At 63.5% G+C, this 26,545-nt stretch carries 29 protein-coding genes and 1 pseudogene; 14 read left to right on the top strand and 16 right to left on the bottom strand.

Annotated features, from left to right (window positions below; all coding sequences use genetic code 11):
- Positions 1-416 precede the first annotated feature (416 nt).
- The 8 genes from LB528_RS21815 (at position 417) to LB528_RS21850 (ending at position 6,722) form a co-directional block, all read left to right on the top strand.
- Complete coding sequence (locus LB528_RS21815) at positions 417-1,025, top strand: hypothetical protein (protein ID WP_224716272.1); 609 nt, start codon at positions 417-419, stop codon at positions 1,023-1,025.
- On the top strand, positions 1,022-1,414 hold the full coding sequence (locus LB528_RS21820; RefSeq protein WP_224510196.1) for a phage holin family protein: 393 nt from the start codon (positions 1,022-1,024) through the stop codon (positions 1,412-1,414). Before LB528_RS21815 ends, LB528_RS21820 begins: the two co-directional genes overlap by 4 nt.
- Positions 1,411-2,277: a DUF3618 domain-containing protein gene (locus LB528_RS21825; RefSeq protein WP_224716273.1), complete on the top strand. Its 867-nt coding sequence runs from the start codon at positions 1,411-1,413 to the stop codon at positions 2,275-2,277. Before LB528_RS21820 ends, LB528_RS21825 begins: the two co-directional genes overlap by 4 nt.
- 75 nt (positions 2,278-2,352) lie before the next feature.
- Entirely contained in the window at positions 2,353-2,862 is a 510-nt protein-coding gene (locus LB528_RS21830) for a ferritin-like domain-containing protein (RefSeq protein ID WP_224510190.1), read from the top strand.
- A 161-nt stretch (positions 2,863-3,023) separates the two neighbouring features.
- The gene (locus tag LB528_RS21835; RefSeq protein WP_224716274.1) at positions 3,024-4,247 is read left to right on the top strand and encodes an ABC transporter substrate-binding protein; all 1,224 of its coding nucleotides are present in this window, start codon (positions 3,024-3,026) and stop codon (positions 4,245-4,247) included.
- Complete coding sequence (locus LB528_RS21840; RefSeq protein ID WP_224510182.1) at positions 4,235-5,197, top strand: PQQ-dependent catabolism-associated beta-propeller protein; 963 nt, start codon at positions 4,235-4,237, stop codon at positions 5,195-5,197. Before LB528_RS21835 ends, LB528_RS21840 begins: the two co-directional genes overlap by 13 nt.
- Complete coding sequence (locus LB528_RS21845; protein ID WP_224716275.1) at positions 5,194-5,919, top strand: ABC transporter ATP-binding protein; 726 nt, start codon at positions 5,194-5,196, stop codon at positions 5,917-5,919. Before LB528_RS21840 ends, LB528_RS21845 begins: the two co-directional genes overlap by 4 nt.
- Positions 5,916-6,722 (top strand): ABC transporter permease, encoded by an 807-nt coding sequence (locus LB528_RS21850; protein WP_224716276.1) that lies wholly within the window; start codon positions 5,916-5,918, stop codon positions 6,720-6,722. Before LB528_RS21845 ends, LB528_RS21850 begins: the two co-directional genes overlap by 4 nt.
- Here the strand turns inward: LB528_RS21850 and LB528_RS21855 are convergent, their stop codons facing one another.
- The 13 genes from LB528_RS21855 to LB528_RS30285 form a co-directional block, all read right to left on the bottom strand.
- Positions 6,723-7,139, bottom strand: coding sequence for a c-type cytochrome (locus LB528_RS21855; RefSeq protein ID WP_224510172.1), 417 nt, complete (start codon positions 7,137-7,139; stop codon positions 6,723-6,725).
- The gene (locus tag LB528_RS21860; RefSeq protein WP_224716277.1) at positions 7,120-7,998 is read right to left on the bottom strand and encodes a cytochrome c oxidase assembly protein; all 879 of its coding nucleotides are present in this window, start codon (positions 7,996-7,998) and stop codon (positions 7,120-7,122) included. The genes LB528_RS21855 and LB528_RS21860 overlap by 20 nt, the downstream gene beginning before the upstream one ends.
- Positions 7,995-8,336, bottom strand: a complete 342-nt coding sequence (locus LB528_RS21865; protein WP_224637560.1) for a hypothetical protein — start codon at positions 8,334-8,336, stop codon at positions 7,995-7,997. The genes LB528_RS21860 and LB528_RS21865 overlap by 4 nt, the downstream gene beginning before the upstream one ends.
- A 1-nt stretch (position 8,337) precedes the next feature.
- Positions 8,338-8,943: a heme-copper oxidase subunit III gene (locus LB528_RS21870; protein WP_224510163.1), complete on the bottom strand. Its 606-nt coding sequence runs from the start codon at positions 8,941-8,943 to the stop codon at positions 8,338-8,340.
- Entirely contained in the window at positions 8,940-10,916 is a 1,977-nt protein-coding gene (gene ctaD / locus LB528_RS21875) for a cytochrome c oxidase subunit I (RefSeq protein ID WP_224716278.1), read from the bottom strand. The genes LB528_RS21870 and ctaD overlap by 4 nt, the downstream gene beginning before the upstream one ends.
- Positions 10,913-11,926 (bottom strand): cytochrome c oxidase subunit II, encoded by a 1,014-nt coding sequence (gene coxB, locus LB528_RS21880; protein ID WP_224716279.1) that lies wholly within the window; start codon positions 11,924-11,926, stop codon positions 10,913-10,915. Before coxB ends, ctaD begins: the two co-directional genes overlap by 4 nt.
- Complete coding sequence (locus LB528_RS21885; protein ID WP_224716280.1) at positions 11,923-12,456, bottom strand: c-type cytochrome; 534 nt, start codon at positions 12,454-12,456, stop codon at positions 11,923-11,925. The genes coxB and LB528_RS21885 overlap by 4 nt, the downstream gene beginning before the upstream one ends.
- Positions 12,453-13,322, bottom strand: a complete 870-nt coding sequence (locus LB528_RS21890; protein ID WP_411962232.1) for a substrate-binding domain-containing protein — start codon at positions 13,320-13,322, stop codon at positions 12,453-12,455. The genes LB528_RS21885 and LB528_RS21890 overlap by 4 nt, the downstream gene beginning before the upstream one ends.
- A complete protein-coding gene (locus tag LB528_RS21895; protein ID WP_411962234.1) occupies positions 13,303-15,177 on the bottom strand; it encodes a methanol/ethanol family PQQ-dependent dehydrogenase in 1,875 nt (624 codons plus the stop codon). The genes LB528_RS21890 and LB528_RS21895 overlap by 20 nt, the downstream gene beginning before the upstream one ends.
- Entirely contained in the window at positions 15,174-15,896 is a 723-nt protein-coding gene (locus LB528_RS21900) for a heme-binding protein (protein ID WP_224716282.1), read from the bottom strand. The genes LB528_RS21895 and LB528_RS21900 overlap by 4 nt, the downstream gene beginning before the upstream one ends.
- Before the next feature lie 378 nt (positions 15,897-16,274).
- A complete protein-coding gene (locus LB528_RS30610; protein WP_411962236.1) occupies positions 16,275-16,595 on the bottom strand; it encodes a helix-turn-helix domain-containing protein in 321 nt (106 codons plus the stop codon).
- Between the two features lie 1,355 nt (positions 16,596-17,950).
- A complete protein-coding gene (locus LB528_RS30615; protein WP_411962239.1) occupies positions 17,951-18,211 on the bottom strand; it encodes a tyrosine-type recombinase/integrase in 261 nt (86 codons plus the stop codon).
- Position 18,212: 1 nt separating this feature from the next.
- The gene (locus LB528_RS30285) at positions 18,213-19,085 is read right to left on the bottom strand and encodes a tyrosine-type recombinase/integrase (RefSeq protein WP_263487407.1); all 873 of its coding nucleotides are present in this window, start codon (positions 19,083-19,085) and stop codon (positions 18,213-18,215) included.
- A gap of 113 nt (positions 19,086-19,198) precedes the next feature.
- On the opposite strand from LB528_RS30285, the gene dusA reads away from it, so the two are divergent.
- Complete coding sequence (gene dusA, locus LB528_RS21910) at positions 19,199-20,197, top strand: tRNA dihydrouridine(20/20a) synthase DusA (RefSeq protein WP_224716283.1); 999 nt, start codon at positions 19,199-19,201, stop codon at positions 20,195-20,197.
- A 94-nt stretch (positions 20,198-20,291) separates the two neighbouring features.
- On the opposite strand, the gene LB528_RS21915 is transcribed toward dusA, so the two are convergent.
- Complete coding sequence (locus LB528_RS21915) at positions 20,292-20,996, bottom strand: TIGR02281 family clan AA aspartic protease (RefSeq protein ID WP_224716284.1); 705 nt, start codon at positions 20,994-20,996, stop codon at positions 20,292-20,294.
- A gap of 10 nt (positions 20,997-21,006) precedes the next feature.
- Positions 21,007-21,237 (bottom strand): DUF1289 domain-containing protein, encoded by a 231-nt coding sequence (locus tag LB528_RS21920; RefSeq protein WP_095765388.1) that lies wholly within the window; start codon positions 21,235-21,237, stop codon positions 21,007-21,009.
- A 166-nt stretch (positions 21,238-21,403) separates the two neighbouring features.
- Here LB528_RS21920 and LB528_RS21925 point away from each other — a divergent pair, with 166 nt between their 5' ends.
- Positions 21,404-22,399, top strand: a complete 996-nt coding sequence (locus tag LB528_RS21925; RefSeq protein ID WP_224716285.1) for a nicotinate-nucleotide--dimethylbenzimidazole phosphoribosyltransferase — start codon at positions 21,404-21,406, stop codon at positions 22,397-22,399.
- A gap of 18 nt (positions 22,400-22,417) precedes the next feature.
- Here the strand turns inward: LB528_RS21925 and LB528_RS21930 are convergent, their stop codons facing one another.
- Positions 22,418-23,941, bottom strand: a complete 1,524-nt coding sequence (locus tag LB528_RS21930) for an ATP-binding protein (RefSeq protein WP_224716286.1) — start codon at positions 23,939-23,941, stop codon at positions 22,418-22,420.
- Between the two features lie 76 nt (positions 23,942-24,017).
- Between LB528_RS21930 and LB528_RS21935 the strand changes: the two genes are divergently transcribed.
- The 4 genes and pseudogenes from LB528_RS21935 to LB528_RS21950 all read left to right on the top strand — a co-directional run bounded on the left by LB528_RS21935 (position 24,018) and on the right by LB528_RS21950 (position 26,544).
- Positions 24,018-24,641, top strand: a complete 624-nt coding sequence (locus tag LB528_RS21935) for a thermonuclease family protein (RefSeq protein WP_224716287.1) — start codon at positions 24,018-24,020, stop codon at positions 24,639-24,641.
- Positions 24,642-24,688: 47 nt separating this feature from the next.
- Positions 24,689-25,299 (top strand): annotated as a pseudogene (locus LB528_RS21940) (glutathione S-transferase).
- Between the two features lie 28 nt (positions 25,300-25,327).
- Positions 25,328-25,945, top strand: coding sequence for a uracil-DNA glycosylase family protein (locus LB528_RS21945; RefSeq protein ID WP_224716288.1), 618 nt, complete (start codon positions 25,328-25,330; stop codon positions 25,943-25,945).
- A gap of 107 nt (positions 25,946-26,052) precedes the next feature.
- A complete protein-coding gene (locus LB528_RS21950; RefSeq protein WP_224716289.1) occupies positions 26,053-26,544 on the top strand; it encodes an Lrp/AsnC family transcriptional regulator in 492 nt (163 codons plus the stop codon).
- Position 26,545: the final 1 nt, after the last annotated feature.

The following is a 26,545-nucleotide window of genomic DNA, read 5'->3' on the forward strand; positions in this document are numbered from 1 at the left end:
GGCAATATCGAGGACGCGATCCAACGCGCTCTCGATAAAACCGCCGCGGGAACCGGAGAGGTGGAATCCAGTCCCGACGAGGAGAATTCACTGGCCCCGGTTGTCGATGCCCTGGAAGCCGCCGAGCCCAAGGCTTCGGGCGACGCAGAGGGCCGCCCGAAGCCGGCTGGTTAGCGGCTCTCCTCCGACGCGGCCCAGGCTGCTTTGCCCAGACGAGGGCCTGCCGTTTTGAGGCCAAAGCCCAGGGCAAATGACGAGTTGCTAAAAAGCTGCTCGTCCAGGGGAACATCGCAGCCGGCAGGAAGTTCGAACTAAATAGAGGAGGCTGCACCATGAACAGTGTCATCTATCTCATAGGTCTGATTGTCGTTGTGCTAGCAGTGCTTTCCTTCCTCGGCTTTCACTAGGAGGGCACCATGCAGCGCGAGACTGATCGGGGCCCCGAGTCCGCCGACTTTGCCAAAGCGAAGGACGAAGTTTCCGACCGAATCCGGCAAGAAACGCAAAGCGCCGGCGAAGCTCTCCACGACGCCCGCAACGAGGTCGCCCGCAGGGCTGGAGCTTATGCCGCCGAAGCCCAGCAAGCCGTCTCCGAAAAGGCCGAGCAGACGCAGCGCGATATCGGATCGAGTCTGTCTGCTTTCGGCGGCGCTTTGCGCGCCGCGAGCGATCACTTGGCTAACAGCGACCAGAGTGCGGCCTCGAAGTTCATGCAAGAGGCCGCAAGCGGCCTGGAGCGGCTGTCCTCCTCGTTGAAGGAGAAGCCGTTCGGACAAGTGCTCGAAGACGTTCAGTCTTTTGGCCGCCAGAATCCTGGAGCGCTTCTTGCCGGTTCGGTTCTGGCGGGATTGGCACTTGGCCGCTTCATAAAGGCTTCGCCGCCCGGCTCGCGCCACCCGACGCAGGGTGCCACCACGCCCGAATACCCCGGACAAACGGAAACGAGCGCGCGCCGGGGTAGCGTTCCAGCAAATTGGGGTTCCGACGGCGGCATACCCGGCAAGGCAGCGGAGCTGAAGAAATGAGCACTCAGGATAATCCAAGTCTCGGCACGCTGGTCGCCGATCTGGCGCAAGAGGTGAGCACGCTCGTGCAAACGGAGGCGAGGCTCCTAAGAGCAGAGATATCGGAGAACGCGACCAAGGCTGGCGCAGGCGCCGTCGAGGTGCTGGGCGGCGCGATATGCCTGCTGGCAGCGCTGCTGATTTTATTGCAGGCGCTTGTGATCGCCCTGGCCCGCCTTGGTCTGGGCGCCGGGTGGTCCGCTTTACTCGTCGGCGTGGTCGTTGCCGTGCTGGGCGTGATCCTGTTGCGGACGGGCATGGCGAGCATGGCGCCTTCCGAGCTCGCGCCGGATCGCACACAGGAACAGCTCAAGCGTGACGTGAACGTGATTAAGGAACAAGCGAGATGACCGAGAGATCCGCAGCCGAGCTCGAACGCGAGGCCGAAGCCACGCGCGCGAGGGTGGTGGCGACCGCCGACTCCATTCGCGACAAGATGACCCCCGGGCAGCTCTTCGATGAGTTCACTGGGCTTTTCAAAGGCGGCGCGGGCTCCGACATGCTTCACAACCTCAAGGCCCAGGTACGGGACAATCCGTTGCCGCTGACGGTGATCGGCGCGGGCCTGGCCTGGCTGATGTTGGGCAGCGGCGCTTCCGCCACCCCGGCTGGTACCGATGGCGTGACGCGGCGCGGTCCTGGCCTCGACCATGGAGCGTTCGGCGCTAGGATGGGTTCGACCGCCTCGGATGCGGCAGGTTCTGTCGCCGAAGCGGCGCGCGGGGCGGCCGGAACTGTCTCGGGAGTGGCAAGCGAAGCGGCCGGCACAGTGTCGAACATGGCAAGCAGCGCAGCCGACGCACTGGCGAGTTCGGCGGCAGCTGCGGCCGATATGGCGACGGGCGCCAGCCGATCGGCGCATAGTCTGCTCCAAGAGCAACCTCTCGCCGCGGCCGCCATCGGCCTCGCCATCGGAGCTGCGATCGGCGCCATGCTGCCCCACACTGAAGTCGAGGATGAGCGATTGGGCGCCTATCGCGAGAGGCTTAGGGACAGTGCCCAAGACACTTTGAAAGAAGGCCTCGACGCGGCAACGCAAGTCGCGGCGGAAGCCTACCAGTCGGCAAGCGACGAAGCCGGACGGCAGGCGTCGAGCGAGGGCACGCTGGCCGACAAGGTCGGCGGGGTCGTCAAAGCCGCGGCCGACAAAGCCGACGAATCGGTGCGCGAGAAACTTTCCGATTCCGACGCGTCCTCGTCCGGGAAATCGTAGCCGCTTTTTCAACACTCAAGGAACAATGCGCGCCTCCCTCGGTTCGGGCGGCGTCAGATAGATGGAGACACCGCAATGGCTGAATCGCGCGAATGGCTTGTCCAATGGCTGAGGGACGCTCACGCCATGGAGGAACAGGCAGAGACGATGCTGTCGGGGCAATTGAGCCGGATTGAGAGCTACCCTGAACTCAGCGAGCGAATTCGCACTCATCTGGAAGAAACGAAAGAGCAGGCCAGGCGGCTGAAGACCTGCCTGGACGGCATGGACGAAGGATCGTCCATGCTGAAGGACGCGGGCGGCAAGCTGACCGCCACGGCGCAGTCGATCAGCGGCGTGTTCGCCGGCGACGAGGTCATGAAAGGCTCGCTTGCGAGCTACACGTTCGAACACATGGAAATCGCGTCCTATACGATCCTCATCGCCGCGGCCAATGCCGCGGGCGAGGCAGAGATTGCCCGCGTGTGCGAACAGAACCTGCGTGAGGAGGAAGCCATGGCCGAGTGGCTAAAGAGCAACCTGCCGCAGGTCACGGAACAGTTCCTGACGCGGGCAGACGTAGACAGCGACAGCGCGAAACGCTGACTTGGGATCAGGAACAATGAGTTAGGGCCGCCGTCGGCGCTCCCCACTGGTCGAAGGCTTGGAGCCCGCCCCGTTGTGCGACTGGGGCGGGCTCAGCTCGCTTGAATCCAGGAACATTCCTTGCTCCAAAGCATTAGGGTCGCTGCCGTCCTGGAGTGCCCGTGCCGATTTCGAACATTCAGCTTCGCTTGCGCGACCTGAGCCGGATAAGGCTGGCGCTGGCATTGGTCATGCTCTTCCTCGCGGCACCCGTCCCAGGGCTTGCCGAGCCGCATACTATCGTGATCGGCTATCTTGGCCAACAGCGGACTCCGCCTTTGCCGCTGGGACCTCTCGATCAGACGGTCACCGACGATGGCCTCCAAGGTGCCCGGCTGGGCATTGGCGACGACGCGGGCGCTGGCCGCTTTCTCGGCCAGCAATTCCGGTTACAGCAAGTCATCCTCAAGTTCGGCGAGACGCCAGCCGAAGCGATCAAGGAATTCGCGGCCGCCGGCATCAGCTTTGTGGTTGCCGATCTGGATGCGCTCCAATTGCTGCAGGCGAGCGCAGCTCCTGGCGCCGAGCGGATGACGCTGTTCAACAGCCGCGCACCCGATGATCGCCTGCGTCAGGAGGATTGCCGCAGGAACGTGCTGCACACAATTCCGAGCCACGCCATGCTCGCCGACGCCCTGGCGCAATATCTGGTCTGGAAACGCTGGCAGCACTGGTTCCTGCTGGTCGGCCCGCATCCGCAGGATCAGGCGATGGCGGCCGCCTTCCGGCGCGCCGCGACGCGCTTCGGAGCCGAAATCACGGTCGACCAGCCCTGGACGTTCCGGCCCGCCAATGGCCGCGCGGACACGGGGCACGTCACGCTGCAGACCGAGATCCCCGCCGCCACGCAAGTTAGCGACTATGATGTGCTCGTCATTGCCGACGAAGCCGATGAATTCGGCGCCTATCTCGAGGGGCGCACCGCTCTTCCGAGACCGGTGGCCGGGACGCAAGGGCTGGTCGCAACCGGCTGGAGTGCGGTCAACGAGGAGTGGGGCGCTACGCAGCTCCAGGATCGCTTCCACAAGCTGGCTGGGCGCTGGATGCTGCCCAGCGACTACGCCGCCTGGCTTGCCGTCAAAAGCGTTGGCGAGGCGGCAACGCGGCTGCACAGTCTCGATCCAACCGCGATCGGAAACTATCTGCGCAGCGACGATTTCCTTCTCGCCGGCTTCAAGGGACAGGGGCTGAGTTTCCGTCCGTGGGACGGGCAGATGCGCCAGCCCATCCTGATCGCTGGTCCTCGCCTGCTCGTCTCGAGCTCGCCACAGCCGGGCTTCTTGCACCAGCGTTCGACGCTGGACACTCTGGGCATCGATCTGGAGGAGAGCACGTGCAAGTTCTGATCGCGCTCGTCCTTTCGATGTTGATCCTCGCTCGTTCCGCCTCGGCAGAGACGATTTATGTCTCCAACGAGCAGGACAACACCGTCGCGGTCGTCGACGGGGCGACCATGACCCTTCAGGACACGATCGAAGTCGGCCGGCGTCCGCGCGGAATGGCGCTTTCGATCGACAAGAAGACGCTGTTCGTTGCCGAAGGCGACGACAACCGCATCGACATGATCGATCTCGCCAGGCGGCAAGTGGTCGGTCGATTGCCTTCGGGCGCCGATCCGGAATTCTTCGTCGTCCACCCGGATGGCAAACGGCTCTTTGTGGCCAATGAGAACGACAATCTGGTTTCGGTCGTGGATATCGCGGCGGCCAAGGTTATCGGCACCGTCGATGTCGGGGTGGAGCCGGAAGGCATGGCGGTTAGTGCGGACGGACGCACGGTCGCCTGCACCTCCGAGACCACGAGCATGGTCCATCTTATCGATGCCGCCACGCTCGAGCTCATCGACAACCTGCTCATCGACACGCGGCCGCGCGCGGCGGCGTTCTCGCCGGACGGCAAGCAATTGTGGGTGTCGTCCGAAATCCGCGGCACCGCCACGGTGTTCGACGCCGCGACGCGCGCTCAAACGGGCAAGATCGAGTTCGAGGTGCCGGGTATTCGGCGCGAGGGCGTGCAGGCGGTCGGTATCGTGATGTCGCGCGACGGCGCGAACGCCTATGTAGCGCTCGGTCCGGCCAATAGGATTGCCGAGGTCGATACCAAGACCCTCGCGGTCCGGCACCTCTACCTCGTCGGCCAGCGGCCCTGGCATGTCGCGCTCTCGGACGACCAGAAGCGCCTGATCAGCGCCAACGGCAACTCGGGCGACATCTCCTTCATTGACCTGGAGAATCAGGAGGTGGTGAAATCGCTGCCGGTGGGGCGCGGCCCATGGAGCGTCGTGATCGGCCCATGAACGCGTTGTCGGTCGAGGAGCTGGGCCACAGTTTCGGAAACCGGCGGGTTCTCCAGGGGGTCTCGTTCGCTGTGGCTGAAGGGAGGATGTGCGTCCTGCTTGGACGCAACGGCGCGGGCAAAACGACTTTGTTCTCGCTGATCACTGGTCTCTATCACGCGCGGGCAGGATCTGTGCATGTCTTTGGCCAGGCGATGGAGGCGAACCCATCCGCCGCGCTCGCGCAAATGGGCATCGTTTTCCAACTGCCGACGCTCGATCTCGACCTGACGGCGGGGGAGAACCTGCGCTACCACGCGGCCCTGCACGGGATTCCCGCAGATCTGAGCAAGCAGCGCTCCAGGGAGGAACTCAGCCGCCTGGGGGTGCTGGACAGGATCGATCATCCCACCCGCGCGCTGTCCGGCGGTCAGCGCCGACGCGTGGAGATCGCAAGGGCGCTGATGCATGGTCCGCGCCTGCTGCTGCTCGACGAGCCGACCGCCGGGCTCGACGTGCCGGGACGGCGCGCGCTCGAGCGGCATGTGAGAGAGCTTTGCCGCGAGCGCGGCATTGCCGTTCTGTGGGCGACGCATTTCCTTGAAGAAGTGGGAGCCGATGACGACATCGTCGTGCTGGATCAGGGCAGGGTGCGCTGGGCCGGTCGCGCTGATCGCATCTCCACCGAGCTTGGGGTCGAAAGCACCGCGGAGGCATTCGCCTCGCTGACGGGGTCGCCATGAAGACGCATCACGCATTGCGGGCGCTCCACGGCATCTTGCAGCGGGAAATGCTGCGCACGCTGCGGCAGCGCGCCCGCCTGTTCTCCGCGATGGTCCGTCCGCTTGTCTGGCTGGCGATCTTCGCGGGCGGCTTCCGCTCGGTACTCGGCCTGTCGATCACGCCGCCTTACCAGACTTATGTCCTCTACGAGGTCTATGTTGTGCCCGGGCTGGTGGCCATGATGCTGCTGTTTCATGCCATGGCAAGCTCGCTGGCCATGGTCTACGACCGCGAGATGGGCAGCATGCGCCTGCTGCTGACGGCACCTTTGGCGCGCTGGTACCTGCTTGCCGCGCGCCTGCTGGCCAGCGTGATCGTCGGCTTGCCGCTGGTCTACCTGTTCCTTTTCGTGGCGCGCTTCTGGGACGTGCGGCCGCCGATCCTGGGCTATGTCGCCGTGTTTCCGGCGCTCGTGCTGTCGGGTCTGATGCTCGGTGCGTTCGGCCTATTGGTGTCCTCGATCTCGACCCAGATGGAGAACTTCGCCGGCGTGATGAACTTCGTCATTTTCCCGATGTTCTTTGCCTCGACGGCGCTCTATCCGATCTGGCGGCTCGCCGAAGCCGGCCCGGTGCTGGCGACGATCGCCGCCTGGAACCCATTCAGCTCGGCGGTCGAACTGATCCGCTTCGCGCTCTACCTGCGGTTCGATGTGGTTTCCATGCTCGTCGTTGTCGCCTGCCTTGGGGCATTCTTCCTGGCGGCGGTGGTCGGCTACGATCCAGGCCGCGGCCTGTGGTCCCGGCGCGGCGGCGAAGGCTGATTATCTGAGGGCATAGAGATAGGCCGCGATATCGCGCGCCTGCTGCTCGGTGATCCTTGTCGACGGCATGGCGGTGTGCGGGTTGATTTCCCTTGCCGACCGGATCCAGCGGATCAGGTTCTCCGGATTGTTTGCCAGAACGCCGCCGATATAGACACGGCCGGCTAGGCTGCCGTCGAGGCGCGGCCCGACCTGGCCTTGCGCTCCCGGCACGCCGGGAATCGTATGGCAGCCGGAACAGCCATTCGCGGTCATGATCGGAATGGCGCGTGCGCCCACGCCGCCGGTCGCCACATCCGACTCGTGCCGGACGCGCTCGCGCCGGTCGGTCCATAAGGCCGCCGCGCCGACTGCCGCGGCCAGCAGCAGGATCGCGGCAAGGGCGCCGCCGATCAGCCTAGCCAGGTCGGAGCGCATGCGTTGCCTCCCTGGTTCCGCTGTTGCTTATCCAAAGGCCGGCGAGCAGCAAGGCCGCTCCGCCATAGATCAAACCGGCCGGAACCCACATTACTAGCCCGGCGAGCTGCTGGTCCTCGATCGGGCTCAGGCCCCAGAGCGCCGCGCCGGAGGCATTCGCCGGATACCAGAGTTTTGGCGATAGCAGCAGCAGGACGCCGAGCAGGCCGGTATGCAGCGAGGTGAAGAAAAGATGCATGACGGAGCTGCCATAGGTTTGCCGTCGGCCAGAGCGTGGCAGAAGCGCCCACCAGAACAGCAAGGCAGTGCCGAGGAAACTCGCATGCTGCGCGTAGTGCAACACCCCCTGCTGCAGCGCTGCCTCGAACAGCGCCGGAACGTGCCAGGTCCAGATTGCTATCCCATGAAGGACCGTCGCGCTGAGCGGGCGCGCGGCGAGGGCCCAGAGCGCCTGCAGCACCTTGCCATGGGTGAGCTTTCCCGTCCCTCGGCGAAGTGTGGCCGGCAACGCCCACATCAAGGCCGCGCCGGGGCAGGCGGCGACAAGAAGCGGCGCCGCTACGGCCATCAGCAACTCGTGCTCGATCATATGGGCTGAGAACACCCGCTCGCCGAGCGCATGGATCGGGCTGACCAGCGCTCCCGTCAAAACTCCCCAGCCGGCGGCGAACAATAGAGCTTGGCGTAGCCGCTCGGGTCGGCCGCGGCCGCTGCGACGCCATAGCCGGCTTACGCCGAGCGCATAAATAAGCGCGAGCATTGCCAAGGGAAGCGTGATGGGAAACGCCAACGTCCATCCGGCCTCGGGCGCGCCGGCGCCATAGCAGATCGAGGTCGAAAAGAAGGCCTCGAGGCTCATCGCAGGCACTCGTCGAGAATAAGCGCCGCGCTACCCTGCATGAGGATGACGAGGGCGAACAGCAGTGCCGCGAGCATGCCGAGATCGGCGACGAAACGCTCGGTACTGCGCGTGCGCTCCGGCTTGAAGGCGGCGCCGCCTTGCCGCTTCGCCCGCCACGATAGCGCGCCGCCCAGCAGAGAAAATACGGCCAGCGACAGCGCCACCGGGAGCACGACCTGAACCTGGCGATTGCACTGCCAGTGCACAAGCGAATAGTTCAACTGCGTCGAGATTGCCCAGGCCAAGGGCCCCGACAACAAACCTCCCCAGGACGTGCCCAGTCGCAGCGCGCGCATCTCAGCCCCACCTTGGTAGCCAGTAGATGAGCAGGTAGATCGGAATCCAGGTGAGGACCACGAAATCCCAGTAGAAGACATTGTCGCCGACGTCGCCGAAGCGCCGGCCGCTGTAGCCATGGTGCGTGAACATCAGCACCGTCAGAACGATTGTGTCACCGACGTCGGTGATGAGATGCGTCGTGTGAAGGCCGAGCAGCACCCACAGCATCGAGCCGTAGGCGTTCGTGTCCCAATAGATGTTCAGCGCCGGAAACTCGAACCAGCGCACGACGAGAGGCGCGATGCCGAGCAGCGACATCACCACCATGCCGATCCGCACCGGTCCTATAGCGCATTGCTTCGCGTAGCCGTTTAGTATGTGGTTGGGAACCAGGCTGGCGATGAGAAGCAGCGTCACGATCGTTCCGGGCCAATGGTTGGGCTGCGGAGCGCTTAGCCGCCAGTTGGGCCACAAGGTCGCGAGATAGAGATAGGCGCCGGCGGCCAGCGCAAAGCCGGTGCCCTCCAACGCCATGAAGCCAAGCGTACCCCACCAGGTTGGGCTGCGCGGGCCATGTCCAAAGGTCGGGAGGCCGGAAAGATCCATCGCGGGGCGCTGGTTCATTCCTCGTCCTCCGGATCGCCCTTGGGCCAGAACCATCCGATCAAGGTGATGGCGATCGGCGCGGCGCCCCACACGATCGCCCAGGGCGTGAAGATCGAGTAGAGGAAAGTGCCGCCGACGGCGATCGCCGCCAGCAGCGGCCAGATCGACGGCGTCGCCGATTTCTCGCGGATGTCGGGATGGGCTTCCGCCACCGTCGAGACGACCAACTCGCGCACGTCGACGCGAAGCCCGGTCGCGACGGGGAGCGCCTCGCGTTCGGCCCAGAGCGGCTCGACATTCGTCACGATCGGAATGCGCGCGAAATTGTAGCTGGGCGGCGGCGAGGACGTCGCCCATTCAAGCGTGCCGGCGTCCCAGGGATTGTCGCCGGCAGGCGCACCCCTCAATGCGCTGTGGACGAGGTTGAAGGCAAACAGCACGAAGCTCAGGAAGAAGAGCACCGCGCCGGCGCTGATGAAGAAATTGATGTTCCCCCAGCCGAGCTCGGCCGGATAGGTGTAGACCCTGCGCGGCATGCCCCACAGGCCGACGATGTGCATGGGGAAGAAAGCCGCGTTGAAGCCGACCATCGCCAGCCAAAAGTGCCAACGCCCGAGGCGCTCGCTCATCATGCGGCCGGTGATTTTGGGAAACCAGAAATAGGCAGCTCCGAGCAGCGGAAAGACCGAGCCGCCGATCAGCACGTAATGGAAGTGAGCGACGACGAAATAGGTGTCGTGCACCTGCAGGTCGAGCGGCACGGAGGCAAGCATGACGCCAGTCAGGCCGCCGATGACGAAGATGAAGAAGAAGCCGAAGACGAACAGCAGCGGCGTGCGGATCACCGGTCTGCTGTCCCAGAGCGTCGCCAGCCAGCAGAAGATCTGAACGCCGTTGGGGATTGCGATCATCATGCTCGAGGCGGTGAAGAAGCTGGCCCCCAGTTTCGGCAGCCCGGTCGCGAACATGTGGTGGACCCAGAGGCCGAACGACAGGAAACCGACGGCGATCAACGACAGGACCAAGCCGAGATGGCCGAACATCGGGCGCCGGGCGAAGGCCGGGATGATGGCGGAGACCATGCCGGTCGCGGGCAGGAAGATGATGTACACTTCGGGATGGCCGAAGAACCAGAAGAGATGCTGGAACAGCAGCGCGTCACCGCCTTCCGCCGGGTTGAAGATATGCGTGCCGACCAGCCGGTCGAGGATCAGGAAGGTCGAGGTGACCATTACCGCCGGCATGGCGAAGACGACTACGAAGGACGTGACCAGCAATGCCCAGACGTAGAGCGGGATCTTGTCGAGCGACATACCGGGTGCCCGATGCTTGAACACGGTGACGATCGTCGCGACGGCGACCGCCAGGGATGATACCTCTGTATAGGTGATCATCTGCGCCCAGACGTCGGCGCGCTTGCCTGGAGCGTATTCCGGCCCGGACAGCGGCACATAGGCGAACCAGCCGACATCCGGCGCCATCGAAAGGGCGAAGGACACCCAAGCGAAGAGGCCTCCTGAGACGTAGACCCAATAGCTGAAGGCATTGAGGCGCGGGAAGGCGATGTTGCGGGTGCCGACCATTAACGGCACCAGATAGATTCCTGTTGCCTGGACGATGGGCACAGCGAACAGGAACATCATGGTGACGCCATGCATCGTAAACAGCTGGTTGTAGAGATCTGGCCCGATCAGGCCCCGCCGCGGACCCGAGAGTTGGATGCGCATGACAACGGCGTTGAGGCCGCCCAAACACAGAAACAGGAAGGCGGTGATCAGGTATCGGCGGGCGATGACCTTATGGTCGACGCTCGATAGCGCGCCGATGATACCGGGAGGCGTGCGCCACGTCCGCGCCAGCCACCGATGCAGGCTGGCATCGTCCAAGCCGGTGTCGCGCGGTCCGTCACGTTCGGGGGCGACATCGCCTTTGGCGGACGCTTCGCTTTCGGGAGGCAGATCGCGTTCGCTGGTGATATCGGCGCTGCTCATTTCAGCCCCTCAAGATAAGCGACGATGGCGTTGAGCTCGTCGCCGTTGAGATCGACCACCGGCATGTGCGAGCCAGGCTTCACGCCCTGCGGGTCGGCTATCCAGGCGGCGAGATTGCCGCGGCTCATCGTCAATGTTCCGGCCGCAAGCGTCTGCCGGCTGGCTATATGGGTGAGATCGGGCGCGACCGTTCCGCCTGCCGGGGTGCCGCCGATCTTGTGACACATCACGCAGGGGCGTTTGAGGAAGAGGTTCTCGCCGGTCTTGGCCTCGTCGCTCATTGGCGCGGCCGCCGGCCCCAACTGATCGTTCCACCAGGCGTCGAATTTTTCGCGCGGTTCGGCGATGATGAAGGTGCCCATGTTGGCGTGCTGCGCGCCGCAGAACTCGGCGCATTGGCCTCGGTAGACGCCGGGTTTGTCCGCTTTGATGTCGAGCACGTTCATGCGGCCGGGAATGAGGTCGAGCTTGCCGGAAAGGCTCGGGACCCAAAAGGAATGGATCACGTCGGTCGAAGTGAGAAGAAGCCGCACCGGCTCACCGGCGGGAATATGGATCTCGTTCGCCGTGGTAAGGATGTGGCTCGGTGTGGCATCCTCGTAGCGCACCTCCCACCACCATTGATGACCTGTGACGCGAATGGTCAACGCGGCATCCGAGCCGATCGCCGCAAGCGTCCTGTTGGCAAAGAAGCTGAGCAGCGTGAGCCCGACCAAGATCACGGCGGTCAGCCCGACCGCGGTTAACACCACGCGCAGCTTGCGATTGTCGGCATCGGCGTCGATTACAAGCGGCTCGGCGCGCTCTCGTGGCCGCATCATCAACGGCAAGGCAAGGGCGATCATCACCAGCACCCACACCGCCGCGCACAGGCCGGTGAAGAACCAGATCAGCCATGCGAGCTCGCTTGCCGCGGGACCTTTCGGGTCGAGCGCCGATTGCCAGCCGGCGCACCCCTGAAGAAACAGGGCGATTGCCGTGACGAACGCAATCGGGGCGAAGCGCTTCACGGCGACTTCCCCAGCGTGGCGGCATTCGGCATACGGTTTTCCGATGGGTGCGCCATCATGTCGTCATTGCGCGACGGCGCGGCGGAGGAAGGCGCTTTGCCGCTCAACGAGCGAACGAAGGCCGCAAGCTCCCAGATCTGGTCGTCCGGGATCTTGTCGCGGAAGCTGGGCATGCCGTTCGGCCGCCCGTCACGGATGGTGGCGTGAATGCTTTCCATCGAGCTGCCATAGATCCATTTCTCGTCCATCAGCGCCGGGCCCATGCCGCCGCCGCCATTGGCATGGCATCCTGAACAGTTGAACCAACCGAACAGGCGCTTGCCTTCGCTCAGATGAAAGGCATTGGCCTCGAAGCTCGCCGCTTTGTTGTCTGTGGGAGAGGGCCGCTGCCCGCCGGGTTCCAGAGTTGTCACCGGCGTCGGCTGCTCGCCCGAGCCGAGGGCCGATTGCGGGCGCGTGTCCCGCTCCTCGCGCTGGCAGGCGACGAGCATCAGCACCACAGGAAAGAGCACAGCGACAGCGCACCTCATCGCACCGTGCTCCCCGAGGCATCGAGGCGCGGTACGCCATACTGCGCCAGCAATGCGTCGATCTCCGCCTTGTGCTTGGCCAAGGCATTGTTCACGTCGCCGCGCAACGCGTCGTCCTCGCGCCGCACGCCCATCGAAATATCGTAGATCATGGGTAATTGCGGTCCGTCGATGCGAGGCGCAACCGGCGTGATCCGCAGTGGGACCTTCTGCATCCGGGCAAAATAGCCGGCAAGCGGGCCCCATACCACGGCTAGGTCGATCTCGCCGCTCGCCACCGCCTCGACGATGCGCGCCGGCGGATTGGGGGCGGAGTAATCGCCATAGACCGGATAGCCTACGAGGTGTCCGACTATGCCACGACGACCGAGAGCCTGGACCGGAGGCGAGTTGGCGCCGTCGTCGCCGACGAGTTGAACGCCGATGCGCATGTCGCGTAGCCGCGGGTCGTTAAAGGACGCGACGTCGGGGTCGTTCTGGCGGGTCACGAAGACATAGGACGAGCGGTAGTAAGGCCTCGTGGTGCGCAGCATTTCGAGATTGGCCGGCGTGCCGGGCACGAGGTCGCAGAGACCCGCCTTCAGCGTGTTGCGCACGAAGCCGCGGCGCTGCGCCCACCAGGTGTAGGTCAGCTTCGCGCCGAGATCGGCAGCGATGATTTCGGCGATCCTGTTCTCGAATCCCTGTCCGGCTGCATTGGAAAAGGGCAGATTGTTCGGGTCGGCGCAGACCCTGAGTTCACGAGCGCCGGCCGCCGCCGGAAAGAGCAGCAAGGCGAGCGCGGTGATGCCGAGCGCTATCGGCGGGAAAGCCTTTCGCGCCACGTTGTGGATCACGCCGAATACATTAGGGCAGACGGAACACATAGAGCGTGCCTCCCGCCGTGGTCGCGTTCTTCAGGTCCTTCATCGCATTGACGAAACCGAGCGCGGCGGTGGCATCACGCGGGTCGAGGTCGCCCGACACGATGGCGCCAGCCCAGCCGCCGACGCCGGACAATACAGCGACATATTGGTGGCCGTCCGGGCCGCGATAGGTGATGGGCTGGCCGATAATGCCGGACGAGGTCTTGAATTGCCAGAGCAGGTCGCCGGTCTTGGCGCTCACCGCCTTGAACCAGCCGTCCATCGTTCCGTAGAAGACCACGTCGCCGGCGGTGACGACAGCGCCGCTCCACACCGGGAAATTCTCCTTGAGGCTCCAGGCGGGTTTTTCGGCCGCTATATCCCACGCCGTGAAGGCGCCGCGATTACCGCCCGGCCCCGGGATCATGCGGACGTTCATTCCGACATAGGGCGTGCCGGCGATGTAGTTCACCTCGACGCCTTCTTCGTCCATGCACAGATTGTTGTGCGGGATGTAGAGTAGGCCGGTCTTCGGAGAGAAGGCGGAAGGCTGCCAGTCCTTGAGGCCCGACGCGGTCGGGCAGATGTCGCGGACGACCTTGCCGGTGCCCGTCACCTTGTCCGGGTTTTCCATCAACCTGCCGGTCTTGAGGTCCACGCCCTTGCTGGAGTTGACGGGGCCATAAGGTTTTGCAGACAGGACCTCGCCGGTGGTTCGATCAAGGACGTAGAGATAGCCGTTGCGTTCCGGCCGGACCAGCACCTTGCGCGGCTTGCCCTGCCAGTTCATGTCGAGCAGGACTTGCTCATTGATGCCGTCATAATCGTGCAGATCGTGCGGGGTCCACTGATAGAACCATTTCGCCGCTCCGGTATCGGGATCGCGGGCGAAAATGCCCGATGTCCACTTGTTGTCGCCGGGCCGCAGATCGGGATTCCAGGGGCCGGGATTGCCGGTGCCGTGGAAGATGAGGTTGAGATCCGGATCGTAGGAAATCCAGCCCCACACATTGCCGCCGCCGATCTTCCAGGCTTCAGGCGGCCATGTCGTGACGCCGAGATCCTTGCCCTTGTCCATGTCGTAATGCGGCTTGAAGTCCGGGCCGATCAGCACGTCCTTGTCGGGGCCCGTGTTGTAAGCCGTCCAGGCGACATGGCCGTCGCCGGCGTCGAGCGCCTTGACCCAGCCGCGCACGCCCATCTCGCCACCGGAATTGCCGACCAGCACTTTGCCTTTCACCACAAGCGGCGCCATGGTGATGGTTTCGCCGATATTGATGTTGCCTACATGGGCGTTCCAGACCGGCTGGCCGGTGTTCGCGTCGAGCGCGATGGTATGGCCGTCGAGCGTGTTGAAGAATATGCGTCCATTCGCGAAGGCAGCGCCGCGGTTGACGACATCGCAGCAGGCAACCCCTTGCGCGGCAGGCTCAGGATTGGGCTCGTATTTCCATTTTATCGGCGCGCCAGACCTGGAAAGGTCGAGCGCGTAGACGATGTTGGGAAACGGGCTCACGATGTACATCGTGCTGCCGACCACCAGCGGCGCCGCTTCCTGGCCCTTGTTCACCCCGGTGGAAAAGGTGAAGGCGACCTGCAGATTCTTGACGTTACCTTCATTGATCTCGGCGAGCTCGCTATAGCGGGTCGAGGCGTAGTTCTTGGCGGGCATCGTCCATTGCCCGTCATCGGGCGGTGCGGCCGCGGCAGGCGGTGAGATAGCGGGTGCCGGCGACGGTTCCGAAGCGGCTGTCAGCAGGGGGGCGCAGACCAACAGCATCGCTGCAAGGCCGGGTGAATATCTTCGGAGTGCCGACGAGCGTTTGGTCATCGGGGCGTCCCCGCAGGATCGTGCCGGTTGCGCTGCTTGCTTCATTTCGGCGTCGAACCTCCGACGCCGGAACCGATTTCCGCCGCTATATCGGCCTCATGCCCGGCGCAAAGGGGGTGGCCCCAGCCCGAGGCGCTTTTCCCGCCGGGATCAAGATCGTAAATGATGGCATCCTTGCGGTTGGGATTGACGCCCGCCGGAACCTTATCGAGCCCCAGGGCGGCGCGAACGCGCCAGGCGACGTTGTGGTCAGCGCAGGAGGAATCGCCGCTGATCCCGAGCGCCCCGACGATCGTTTTGCCGTCGTAAAGAGCCAGCCCCCCGCCGAACACGACGACGCCTCCGATCGGCTTGCCGATCAGCGGATCGTTGGCGCTGCCGAACGTCTTGGGGTCGCCTGCGTAAGCCGCTGCCTGGTTGACGGGATTAGTGGTCTCTAGGCCGAACAGCGGTCCGCCTGGTTGCACCCCGGCATAGAGATTGGCTGTCGAAAGCGCCATGTTCGCCAGGCTGAGCCCGTTGGCCGTGTTGGCCTTCTCGGCCGCGATCAGCCGGCTGCCCGGCCACTGCGCATCGGCCGTGGGTCCGCTGAAGGCAACGGCGCAGACGGTGCCGTCGCGGGCAACGATTGCCGCCCATTCGTTGGTGTCGAAGCCGCCATTCGCCGGGCCGCCGCTCGCCTTCACGTTCGCCTTCACGGCCGAAAGCAGCTTGTCGTGATCGGCAGGGCAGGGCGCCTGCGCGTGAGCGGCGTTTTGCTGCATCGAGCCAAACGCCAAGACCAGAAGGCCCAAAGCTAGCAACGAAAACCGACGATGAGCCATGATCCGGAACATTTGTTGAATGTTACCGAACTGACAACCGGCTGCTTTGTTCCTCCTCATGAAGAGGTTTGTAGCCGACCGAGTCCGCTGGCCTGTAAGGACGCCGGGCAGCGGAACCAGTTTGGATCACCGGCCGCACCAAATGCGTCGGCGACAGGTCGGATCATGGCGTTGGCAAGCTCGGCTGTTTTGCGGCTGCGGCAGGCTTGCAAAGCTATCTCGACCTGTCTGAGAGGCGATTTCCCCGAACCGCTCGCCCCGATCGGGATGAAGAGCGGCTACATTTCGCTGTTGCCGACTATCCCGGCCCCGCCATCACTACGATTGGTGACCGGAACACGAGCCGGTATTGCAACCGGAGGACAGGTTTGCCCGAGCTGTCCTGGCCGAAAAACACGATACCGGCGGCCCGGAATGCCTGGCGCAGGCAAGCAGCTTTTCTGGCGAGGGGAGACGGCCACCACGCTCAAATTCGCGAATATCCGCCTCGCTCAAATCGCACTTGGCCCCGAGGCTGACCCGAGACCAGTTCAACAGGGCCCGAGCCGCCGTCACCTGCTCTGGCGTTAGAGGAGCCACCAAACATCTCCACTGCTTTTTGATCCTGCCATGAATTGAAAACTCAAGAACATGTTCCATTGCTGGCAAAAATCGGGAACGTCATGATGCGCTCGGACCGTTGCCCCCTTGGAACAACGATGTCGGCGCATCGTTTGGTGGCAATGCAACAGCTTCGCTCAGATTTCGCGGCAATAGCGCAACCGGGCTATTGGATCGCCCTCGGACTCCTCGTCATCCCTTATGGAGTGGGCGTATTTTTCCTTGTTAGGATTTGCCACTGTATGTAATTGCGTGTGTGGTGCGGTCCAGGGGACGCATTGGTAGCTTTCATGGCTAAATCGCCATTCAAAAGGTAGGGCCGAGCCACACGGAGCCATCCTGGAGAGCTTCTGATCTTTGCCCGCGATAAATCATGAACTTCGACGCCCCCTCCGGGCCCATGACCTTTAAATTCATTGATGAAAATTGCCCTCGGCCCAAAACGTTTTGGGCCCATTATGGGCCCAAGGGTGCGGAGTCGGCGCTGATTTGCTCCGGTTCCGTTGATCAATTGACGTCTCGCAGGATTGCTCGTTGCTTCATGACATCGTGCTTAGCCTCGCGTTCGTTGATGGCACGAGCATGACCTTGCCCCCAGTTTCTATCCAGTTTTGAGTTCGTTTCCGGCGTGGGCTGTGCCCTGCTGGGCGGGTGAAAGCCAGCATGGGCGTGGCGAGCTACCCCAAGGACGGGCTGATGCCGACCTGCTGCTAGCCAATGCCGATGTGGACATTTACGGGGCCAAGGAGCTCGGCCGCGACAATTTCCAGTTCTACACGCCCGAGTTCAATGCGACGGTCCACGAAAATTCCTGCTGCAGGAAGAATTGCGAAACGCCCTGGCACGCTCGGAGTTTACGCCGCCGATGCCAAGATTGGGTATTCAAGAACAGACGAATTAATACGGCAATCGGAAATGGCGGAACAGGCCCTTCTGGATGGCTTGCCGCAGTCGCCAGCATGCTCCGTTGAAGGCGCATTGGCTAAGCTCCTCGTTATCCTGCGCTACGGTCAGCGGTGGGAATTCCAGATGATTTCCATAGCCCCATATCCGTTCGGTGCTTGATGACCTTGCTCGCCATTATGACATCGATCCGGCAACCGTCGTCGCGTAGTGCTCGCCAGGAGGGCGCTAGGAGGGCAAAAGAACGCGCTGGCGTTGACATGGCCGTAGGGCGCCGTGGCGATTTATACGACGACATTTCGATCAAGGGGTCTGATCGGCCTTGTAGCAAGTGTAGAATAGAACGCGAGCTTGAGAGTAGGATTTTCACGGCGGCGCTGACCCATTGTCGCATCGCGACAGACTTTTCCGGAACTTTCGATGCCACTCCCGAGCGGACCCTGTGATGGCGGTCTTCTTCATAATCTCCTGCAAGCGGACGACGCTGAAATTCATCTTCCTAGCGCGAATGTCCATTGAATCACGTTTTCAATGGCCTCCTCCAAAGGCGATCGGATCACTTGCGTCATCGCTACCCTCGATGTTGGAATAGTGTGAAGCATTTCAGGCCTCAAATGGGTGTACCGTCTCAACATCTTCCAGTCCTTATGCCCGGTCACCAGAGCTACTTGTTCAATCGTGAAATCCGCCTCGAAAAGGCGGCTTGTGCCCTCATGACGCAAGTCATGGAAATGCAGGTCGGCGATGCTCAGGTCAGCGCATCCTCGACGGAAAGCGGTGCCGACTGATTTGTGATTGAATGGGAAATTCGCTTATCGTCATTGCTTCGCTTTGCGCGCTGTTCCTCAACGATGGCCCAGGCATCGTATCCAGTTGCCGCGAATAGCGGTATGCGCTGATTGTTGCCTTTCTTGTGCGCGGGTCTTTCCGGTCGCGAATGAGAAGCATCCGCGTGCGGTTCTCCAAGTCGGACCAACGAACCCTGCAAATTTCCTCCTGGCGCATCGCGGTTGCAACGGCGAACCGTATGATCTGGCCGACCGGCCCTCTCTGGAGAGGGTTTGCATCGAAGTGAGCGATTAGCCTGTCGAGTTCATCCTGGGTCAGCCGCCTTTCGCGCTCACATCCCTTGCCGAGAAGTCCGAGGCGCTTAAGTGCGATGCGCGCGAGATCGACAGGTTCGATCTTGACCGGTAGCCCATGGACGGCCGCAGCATGAGACAGGACAAGCTTTATGAAGCCAATGTCGATACCGAGCGTCATCGGGCCGGCACCCTGGGCGGCGCGCTCGCGGCCGAACTGAATGAGCCGTTCGCGATCGAGCGCTGCGATGCTGGTCTTGCCAAGATGTCTCCGGATCATATCGGGGGCCGCGGCCTTGGAGCGGCGAGGGGACTTGCCTACCTCGCACATGTCGTCGATATGGAGGTCGATGAGCTCGCCGAAGGTCTTAAGACGCGCTATGCGGGACTTGGTCGGCGTCTCTCCACAATCGACTTGGCGCTCGGTTTCGGTCGCCCAGCGGCGTGCGTCGTCACGGCGCAGGAAGGTCTCGCTGACGTAGCGACCTTTGCGACGGACTTGCACGCGCCAGGAACCGGACGAGAGCTTTGTGTAGGTGGCCATTTTTTCGTGTGCGCTCCGTGTGCACTGAGAGATCGAAACGTGGCGAAAAGGGTCGTATTCTGGCGTAAATTCGGGTTGGCGCGCAAAGTGCTAGCAATTTAATGTTAAACAAAATGGCGAAAAATCAAGACCATAGACTGGCCATTGCGCCCATGATGGATTGGACGGACAGGCATTGCCGGTTCTTCCACCGTCAGTTGACGCGCCGCGCGCTGCTTTACACCGAGATGGTGGTGGCGGACGCGGTTATCCATGGCGCGAGCGAAAGACTGCTCGGTTTCGACGACGTCGAGCACCCGGTTGCATTGCAGCTTGGCGGATCGGATCCGGTAAAACTTACCGAGGCTGCGCGGATCGGCGAGACCTTCGGCTATGACGAGATAAACCTCAATGTCGGCTGCCCGTCCGACCGCGTCCAGTCGGGGACGTTCGGCGCCTGCCTGATGAAGACGCCGGCTCTGGTCGCCGAGTGCGTCGCAGCGATGAAAGCTTCGGTGAAAATCCCCGTCACGGTCAAATGCCGTATCGGTGTCGACGATCAGGACCCGGAACCCGCTCTCGACACGCTCGCCGACGGCGTGCTCGCCGCCGGCGCCGATGCGCTCTGGGTGCACGCCCGCAAGGCCTGGCTGGAAGGGCTCAGTCCCAAGGAGAACCGCGAGATCCCGCCGCTCGATTATCCGCGGGTTTACCGGCTGAAGGCCAGAAAGCCGGACGAATTCATCGGCATCAACGGCGGCATCCGGTCGCTCGCCGGGGCGTCGGCGCATCTTTCCCATGTCGATGGCGTGATGCTCGGCCGCGCGGCCTATCATACGCCGGGGATCCTGACCGGCGTCGATGCCGCCTTCTACGGCGAGGCGCCTGCCGCCTTCGATTATTTGGCGCTGGTCGACGCCATGGCCGGCTATGCGGCGCGCCATATCGAGCGGGGCGGGCGGCTCGGCCACATCACCCGTCATATGGTCGGACTGTTCCACGGCTTGCCCGGCGCCCGCCGCTTCCGGCAGATTCTTTCCACCGACGCGAACAAGCCCGGAGCCGGGGCGGAGGTGTTGCGGAGCGCGTTTTCCGCAGTCGATTTCGATGCGGCGGAAGCCGAAGCAGCCTGACTTCGGCTGAACAAACGCTGTGCCGAAGCAGATTCAGACGATGTGTCGCAAGGCATGTCGTCGCCGCAGAACCGCTGCGCGCTTCTCGGCAATATTAGTCCCGCAGGATCATGCGGTCGCCACGCACGTCGAAACCCGACAACGAGCCGATGAAGTTCATGCCGAGCAGGCTTTGGTCCAGCATGCCGGGCGCCGCGACCATCACCGACATGTCCTTGCGCACGATGCCGCCGATCGCCACCTCGTTGGTCCTGACCATCGCCGCGCGCGCCATGCCGTTGGCCGTGGCGACATCCACGCTGTAGCTGAGCCCCGCCGGGTTGAACCCCGCGGCCTGGGCATCTTCCGATGTCAGCACCGTGCTGGTCGCGCCGGTGTCGACCACGGCGCGCACCGGCGTGCCGTTGACCAGGATGCGAGCTTCGAAATGGCCGTTGTCGGCTTTGTCGAGCGTGACGGTCGGGCGGCCATTCTCCACGCCGAGCGCCAGCGGACTGCCCGGGACAAAGCCCGCGGTCACACGGCTCGCCACATCCTGCAACTCGTAGCGATACTGGTAGCCGGCGATCAGCACGAGGATCAGTGCGGCCCAGACACCGATATTGCGTGCCATGTCGCCCATCGGCCGGCCGGAGCGGAGCAGGCTCGCACCGATCACCATCACCAGCACGCCGACCCAGATCAGCCGGCCGAAATCGTTGTTGTTCATGCCGAAGGTGTGGCCGGCCGAATTGTTGAGCATGAGCAGCACAACCCCGGCGCCGATCACCGCCATGACGACCCAGAACAGCCGGTTCATCGGTTTCTTCTCACAAAACACCGCGCTCGCGCGCCATGCGGGTTCGGCGGGTTTCGCGGCGCGGCCGCCGCTCCACCGTTTCGAGCCGTGCCGGCAGTTCCGCCATCACCGCCCGGCGCGTTTCGGGGGTCATCGCGAGCCAGGCGGAAATCTCGTCGCGCGTGCGGCCGCAACCGAAGCAGAAACCGGTTTTCATATCGATCGAACAGACCAGGATGCAGGGGGATTCGATGGCGGTCATGCTGTTCTCTTGGCTTTATTCCACATGGTGCAACCGCCGGAGCAATGCAAGCCCTCCGCATTGCGCCGCAAGGCAGCGCGTTCGCGGCATCGTCCAGGCGGTTGTGCCGGTTGGAGAAGGCGGCTATGCCGCTTGCGATTTCCGCAACGAAGCGCGACCGATATAAATGCCTGCTAAGCCTTTCGACGATTTCCGAAGCCTCCTGGCAGCCCTGCCGCCGGCCGATGATGCGGCGGGCACGCGTGTCCGCGCGCTGTTAGCCAAGGCGGATAAGCCGAAAGAATCGCTTGGGCGCATCGAGGACATCGCGGCCTGGATTGCCGCCTGGAGCGGGCGCGCGCCGCCCACGATCAACCGGCCGCTGATGGCGATCTTCGCCGGCAATCATGGTGCCGTCAGGCACGGCATCTCGCCGCTGCCGGTGGCGGCAACCGCCAATGAGGTCGAGCTCTGCGCCGCCGGCGGCGCCGCGATCAACCAGGTCTGCATCGCCAACGATCTCGGCCTGAAAGTCTTCGATCTCGCTTTGGATATCCCCACAGGCGACATCACCGAGGAGGCCGCGCTCGATGAACGCGGCTGCGCCGCAACCTTGGCCTTCGGCATGGAGGCGGTCGCGGGCGGCGCCGACCTTCTGTGCCTTGGCGATCTCGGAGTCGGCAATTCGACGATAGCCGCCGCGCTTTGCGCCGCGCTGTTCGGCGGCAGCGGCATCGACTGGGTTGGCCCAGGCGCGGGCGCAGACGCGGCGATGATCGCGCGCAAGGCCGAGGTCGTCGATCGGGCGCTGGCATTCCATGGCCCGGGTCTGAGCGATCCGCTCGAGGCCTTGCGGCGGGTCGGCGGGCGTGAGTTCGCGGCGATCTGCGGCGCCATTCTCGCGGCGCGCATGGAGAAGATCCCTGTCCTGCTCGACGGGTTCGTGGCGACGGCGGCGGCCGCTGTCCTTTATGCAGGCAATCCAGGCTCGCTCGATCATTGCCTGCTCGCCAGCCTGTCGCCAGAGCCTGGCCACGCCAAGGCGGCCGAAAGGCTCGGGCTGCGGCCGCTGCTCGATTTCGGCATCGGCCATGGCGAAGGGGTAGGGGCGGCTCTCGCCGCCGGTATCGTCAAGGCCGCGGCATTGACCAGTTCCGGCATGGCGATGGCTATCCGGCTTTAGCGCCCGGCGGAAATTGCTTCAGCGGCGCCCTCGCGCCGCAACCGTCTTGGTCGGCAAGGCCGGCAATTCCTCCATCACCCGGCTCAACGGGAAGATGGCGATCGCCTCGGTGCCTTCGCGCAGCTTGGAATGAAGCTCGAACTCGCCGCCATGCATGGCAAGCAGCCCCTGCACGATCGGCAGGCCGAGGCCGGTTCCCTGCTCGGCGCTCTTGATGGCGATCGAGCCCTGGCCGAAAGCGGAAAGCACCACTGGGATTTCTTCTTCCGGTATGCCCGGGCCGTTGTCCTTGACCGAAATGTACTGGCCGCCGCCGGCGGTCCAGCCGACACGCACGCGCACTTCGCCGCCGGACGGGGTGAACTTGATCGAATTGGAGAGAAGGTTGAGCGTGATCTGCCTGACGGCGCGCTCGTCGGCGAAGAGGCGCGGCAAGGTCTCCTCGAACTCCTGGATGATGCGGATATCCTTGTTGCGGGCGCGCAACTCCATCATGTGGCAGCAGTCCTCGACGATGGTGACCAGCACGACCGGCTCCTCGTTGAGCTGATAGCGGCCGGCCTCGATGCGCGAGAGGTCGAGGATCTCGTTGATCAGGTCGAGCAGGTGCTGGCCGGACTCGTGCACGTCATGGGCATAGTCGCGGTAGGTCGGATTGTTCATCGGACCCAGCACTTCATTGGCCATCACTTCGGAGAAGCCAAGGATGGCGTTGAGCGGGGTCCTTAGCTCGTGGCTCATCGAGGCGAGAAAACGCGATTTCGCCAGATTGGCGTCCTCGGCCCGCCGCCTCGCCTCGTCCGACATCGATTTCGCCGTCTCCAGCTCGGCGATCAGCGCGTCCTTCTCCGAGCGGAAGGACAGCACCATCAACGAAGCCTGATTGAGATGACGCGCGACGTAACCGAAGAAGGGAAGCGCTGCGATGAGCAAGGCCGCCATCGTGGCTTCGATCGGCGTCCACAGGCGCATGACAGTGTAGGCATAAACGGCTACCGGAATGGCAAAGGTCGCGAACAGCGCGCCGCCAAGCGAGGAGGCCATCACGGCTGTCGTCGCCATGGCGATCAGCAGCACCATGGCCTTGGCCACATGGAACTGGTCGACCTGGCATGTGGTGCAGCCGAACCAGGCGAACCACGCCCAGCCAAGGCCACAGAGGAAATGGCCGATCAGGAAGTCGCGACGCGTCTGCACCGGGTCGAGTTCGGCCGCCTCGGCCCGCTCCACGCGACGCGCCATGAAAGCGACGATCGTGTAGCAAAGCAGCGTCGACAGGGCCCAGATGGCGATCTGGCTGTCCAGACCCGCCAGCCGGCCGATGGCTGCCACGGCGAGCACGAGCAAGGGGATCGCGACCGCGCTGACCGCCATGGCGCGCGCATGCAGCTTCAGCAGTTCACGGTCGAAATCGAGGCTGCCCGCCTGCTGCGAAAGGCGGTCGCGCGTCTTGCGCACCGCGCGCGCCACATCGCTGTTGCGGTGCGGTTTACGGCGGTCCACAATAAATTTATCCGCTGTGTTCGAGCGTTGCAAAGGCATACAGACTTCAATTTCTGCGCGCAGCGACTTCCGGTTCGTTAAGCTACGTTCGAATGATTAAGAGACTGTTTGCCATATGAGCCGTTTCGGGCCGCGAGGACCGCGCCGACGCTATGCGGCGAGCCCGCCGCGCAGCCTCTGGCGCAAGCTGCTGGACTATGGGCTGGCATTCCTGTTGCTCGGGTTGTTTATCCTGGTGGCGGCGCGGCTCGATCGCTTCGAGACACGCAGGGAGCAAGGCACTGCAATCATCAATGACGGCGATTCGATCACGCTCGGGACCGAGCGCATCCGCATGCGCGGCATCGACGCTCCGGAATATCAGCAGACCTGCCGGAAGGCCGGCGCCGACTATCCCTGCGGCAAGCTGGCGCGGCAATCGCTGGTGCGGCTGATCGCCGGCAGGCCTGTTTTCTGCAGCGGCTGGCAGCGCGACCGCTATGGCCGGCTGCTCGGCGATTGCAGGGCAGGCGACACCGACCTAAACCGGGCCCAGGTGCAGGCCGGATGGGCGGTTGCCTTCGGCGGCTTCGAAACCGAGGAAGCGGTGGCGAGAGCGGCCAAGCTCGGCATCTGGGCAGGCACTTTCGAGGAGCCGCAGGACTGGCGCAACAGCCATCATGACGCGCCGGTCGAGAGAAGGCACGGCGTGCTGGCCTCGTTCGGCGATGCGTTGCGGGAATTTGTTCGCTTCTGGTGATGGGTGGACCAGCGCCCTATGATCCGGTGGAGAAGCTGGAGGATGGAATGAAGCTGTTCGACGGTGGCCGCGCGCCCAATCCCCGGCGCGTGCGTGTTTTCCTTGCCGAGAAGGGGCTGACGGTGCCGCTGGTGCCCGTCGACATGGGCGCGCTGGAGCATCGCGGCGGGCAGGTGGCTGAGCGCAATCCGCTGCGGCGCCTGCCGGTGCTCGAGCTTGACGACGGCACCATCATCACCGAATCAATCGCATTTGCCGCTATTTCGAGGAGTTGCATCCCGAGCCCGCGCTGTTCGGAAAGGGCGCGCTCGGCAAGGCCGTCGTCGAGATGTGGCAAAGACGCATGGAACTGAACCTGATGGCCAGCGTCGCAGCCGCATTCCGGCACATCCATCCGGCGATGAAGGAATGGGAAGTGCCGCAAATTCCGGAATGGGGCGAGGCCAACAAGCCGAAGGCGATCGAATTCCTGCACCTGCTCGACAATGAACTGGCGAAGCGCGAATTCGCCGCCGGCGATACCTATTCGGTCGCCGACATCACCGGCATGATCGCCATCGATTTCATGAAGCCGGCCCGCATCAAGGTGCCGGAAGAGTGCACGAACGTGCTGCGCTGGTACGCGGCGCTTACAAGCCGGCCGAGCGCGACGGCCTGAGCGGCAGAAATTGGATAATCCGCCCGATATGAGACAAGCGCTGGAGCGCCTCACCGAAAGGGTGCGGGCCTGCCGTATCTGCGTCGACGAGCCACACGGCCGGCCCCTGCCGCATGAGCCGCGGCCGGTGCTGCAGCCGTCCTCCACGGCGCGGATCCTGCTTGCAGGCCAGGCGCCGGGCACCAAGGTGCATGTGTCGGGCCTGCCGTTCACCGATGCCTCGGGGGACCGGCTGAGAAACTGGCTCGGCGTCAGCGCGCAGGAATTCTACGACACAGAAAAGTTCGCCATCGTGCCGATGGGCTTTTGCTTTCCCGGCCAGGACGCCAAGGGCGGCGACCTGCCGCCGCGTCGCGAATGCGCTCCGGCTTGGCGCCCGGACCTGATGGCGCTGATGCCGCAGATCGACCTGGTGCTGACCATCGGCGGTTATGCGCAGGCATGGCATTTGGGCACGGCACGGCTGCCGTCGCTGACCGAAACGGTCAGGAACTGGCGCGCCATCTGGGATGGACCGGCCATGCCGAAAGTGCTGCCGCTGCCGCATCCGTCCTGGCGAAACACCGGCTGGCTGAAGAAGAATCCCTGGTTTGAAATGGATTTGCTGCCCTTTCTCAGGTCGGAAATCCGCTATCGCATCGATTAGGCATCCTGCAAGAAATCACTCGCTTTTACGGCGGTTGGCAGAATTTCTTTCTTGTGAAAGGCTCGGATAAAAGGGATTATAGCCAAACTATTCCCCTGGAGCCTCCCATGGATCGCCTCGATAGAAAAATTCTCCGCCTCCTGCAGGAGGACGCGACGCTCGCGGTCGCCGATGTCGCCAAGAAAGTCGGCCTGTCGACCACACCGTGCTGGCGGCGCATCCAGAAGCTCGAGGAGGAGGGCGTCATCAAGCGTCGCGTCGCCATCCTCGACCATGAGAAGGTCAATGTGCGCGTCACCGTCTTCGTGTCGATCCGCACCAATTCGCACAGCCATGAATGGCTGCGGCGCTTCTCCGAGGTCATCCAGGAATTCCCGGAAGTGGTCGAGTTCTACCGCATGAGCGGCGATGTCGATTACCTCCTGCGCGTGGTGGTTCCGGACATCGCCGCCTATGACGCTTTCTACAAGCGGCTGATCGCCAAGATCGAGATCCGCGACGTCTCGTCGTCCTTCGCCATGGAGCAGATCAAGTACACGACCGAAATCCCGCTCGACTACATTGTGCTGGACAAGGAATCGGGCGCCAACGCGGCGTAGG

Source organism: Mesorhizobium sp. CA4, from assembly GCF_020165075.1.
Classification (GTDB): Bacteria; Pseudomonadota; Alphaproteobacteria; order Rhizobiales; family Rhizobiaceae; genus Mesorhizobium.

Excerpts from the sequence above, each read along its gene's own strand:
- LB528_RS21900 (WP_224716282.1), bottom strand. The coding sequence starts at position 15,896 with ATGCAGCAAAACGCCGCTCACGCGCAGGCGCCCTGCCCTGCCGATCAC.
- dusA (WP_224716283.1), top strand. The coding sequence starts at position 19,199 with ATGGCGAAAAATCAAGACCATAGACTGGCCATTGCGCCCATGATGGAT.
- LB528_RS21915 (WP_224716284.1), bottom strand. The coding sequence starts at position 20,996 with ATGAACCGGCTGTTCTGGGTCGTCATGGCGGTGATCGGCGCCGGGGTT.
- LB528_RS21885 (WP_224716280.1), bottom strand. The coding sequence starts at position 12,456 with ATGAGGTGCGCTGTCGCTGTGCTCTTTCCTGTGGTGCTGATGCTCGTC.
- LB528_RS21925 (WP_224716285.1), top strand. The coding sequence starts at position 21,404 with ATGCCTGCTAAGCCTTTCGACGATTTCCGAAGCCTCCTGGCAGCCCTG.
- LB528_RS21860 (WP_224716277.1), bottom strand. The coding sequence starts at position 7,998 with ATGAGCCTCGAGGCCTTCTTTTCGACCTCGATCTGCTATGGCGCCGGC.
- LB528_RS21865 (WP_224637560.1), bottom strand. The coding sequence starts at position 8,336 with ATGCGCGCGCTGCGACTGGGCACGTCCTGGGGAGGTTTGTTGTCGGGG.
- LB528_RS30610 (WP_411962236.1), bottom strand. The coding sequence starts at position 16,595 with ATGGAACATGTTCTTGAGTTTTCAATTCATGGCAGGATCAAAAAGCAG.
- LB528_RS21895 (WP_411962234.1), bottom strand. The coding sequence starts at position 15,177 with ATGAAGCAAGCAGCGCAACCGGCACGATCCTGCGGGGACGCCCCGATG.
- LB528_RS21945 (WP_224716288.1), top strand. The coding sequence starts at position 25,328 with ATGAGACAAGCGCTGGAGCGCCTCACCGAAAGGGTGCGGGCCTGCCGT.
- LB528_RS21935 (WP_224716287.1), top strand. The coding sequence starts at position 24,018 with ATGAGCCGTTTCGGGCCGCGAGGACCGCGCCGACGCTATGCGGCGAGC.
- LB528_RS21870 (WP_224510163.1), bottom strand. The coding sequence starts at position 8,943 with ATGAACCAGCGCCCCGCGATGGATCTTTCCGGCCTCCCGACCTTTGGA.
- LB528_RS21950 (WP_224716289.1), top strand. The coding sequence starts at position 26,053 with ATGGATCGCCTCGATAGAAAAATTCTCCGCCTCCTGCAGGAGGACGCG.
- ctaD (WP_224716278.1), bottom strand. The coding sequence starts at position 10,916 with ATGAGCAGCGCCGATATCACCAGCGAACGCGATCTGCCTCCCGAAAGC.
- LB528_RS21930 (WP_224716286.1), bottom strand. The coding sequence starts at position 23,941 with ATGCCTTTGCAACGCTCGAACACAGCGGATAAATTTATTGTGGACCGC.
- LB528_RS21850 (WP_224716276.1), top strand. The coding sequence starts at position 5,916 with ATGAAGACGCATCACGCATTGCGGGCGCTCCACGGCATCTTGCAGCGG.
- LB528_RS21825 (WP_224716273.1), top strand. The coding sequence starts at position 1,411 with ATGACCGAGAGATCCGCAGCCGAGCTCGAACGCGAGGCCGAAGCCACG.
- LB528_RS21845 (WP_224716275.1), top strand. The coding sequence starts at position 5,194 with ATGAACGCGTTGTCGGTCGAGGAGCTGGGCCACAGTTTCGGAAACCGG.
- LB528_RS21855 (WP_224510172.1), bottom strand. The coding sequence starts at position 7,139 with ATGCGCTCCGACCTGGCTAGGCTGATCGGCGGCGCCCTTGCCGCGATC.
- LB528_RS21820 (WP_224510196.1), top strand. The coding sequence starts at position 1,022 with ATGAGCACTCAGGATAATCCAAGTCTCGGCACGCTGGTCGCCGATCTG.
- LB528_RS21830 (WP_224510190.1), top strand. The coding sequence starts at position 2,353 with ATGGCTGAATCGCGCGAATGGCTTGTCCAATGGCTGAGGGACGCTCAC.
- LB528_RS21890 (WP_411962232.1), bottom strand. The coding sequence starts at position 13,322 with ATGTGTTCCGTCTGCCCTAATGTATTCGGCGTGATCCACAACGTGGCG.
- LB528_RS21815 (WP_224716272.1), top strand. The coding sequence starts at position 417 with ATGCAGCGCGAGACTGATCGGGGCCCCGAGTCCGCCGACTTTGCCAAA.
- LB528_RS21920 (WP_095765388.1), bottom strand. The coding sequence starts at position 21,237 with ATGACCGCCATCGAATCCCCCTGCATCCTGGTCTGTTCGATCGATATG.
- LB528_RS30285 (WP_263487407.1), bottom strand. The coding sequence starts at position 19,085 with ATGGCCACCTACACAAAGCTCTCGTCCGGTTCCTGGCGCGTGCAAGTC.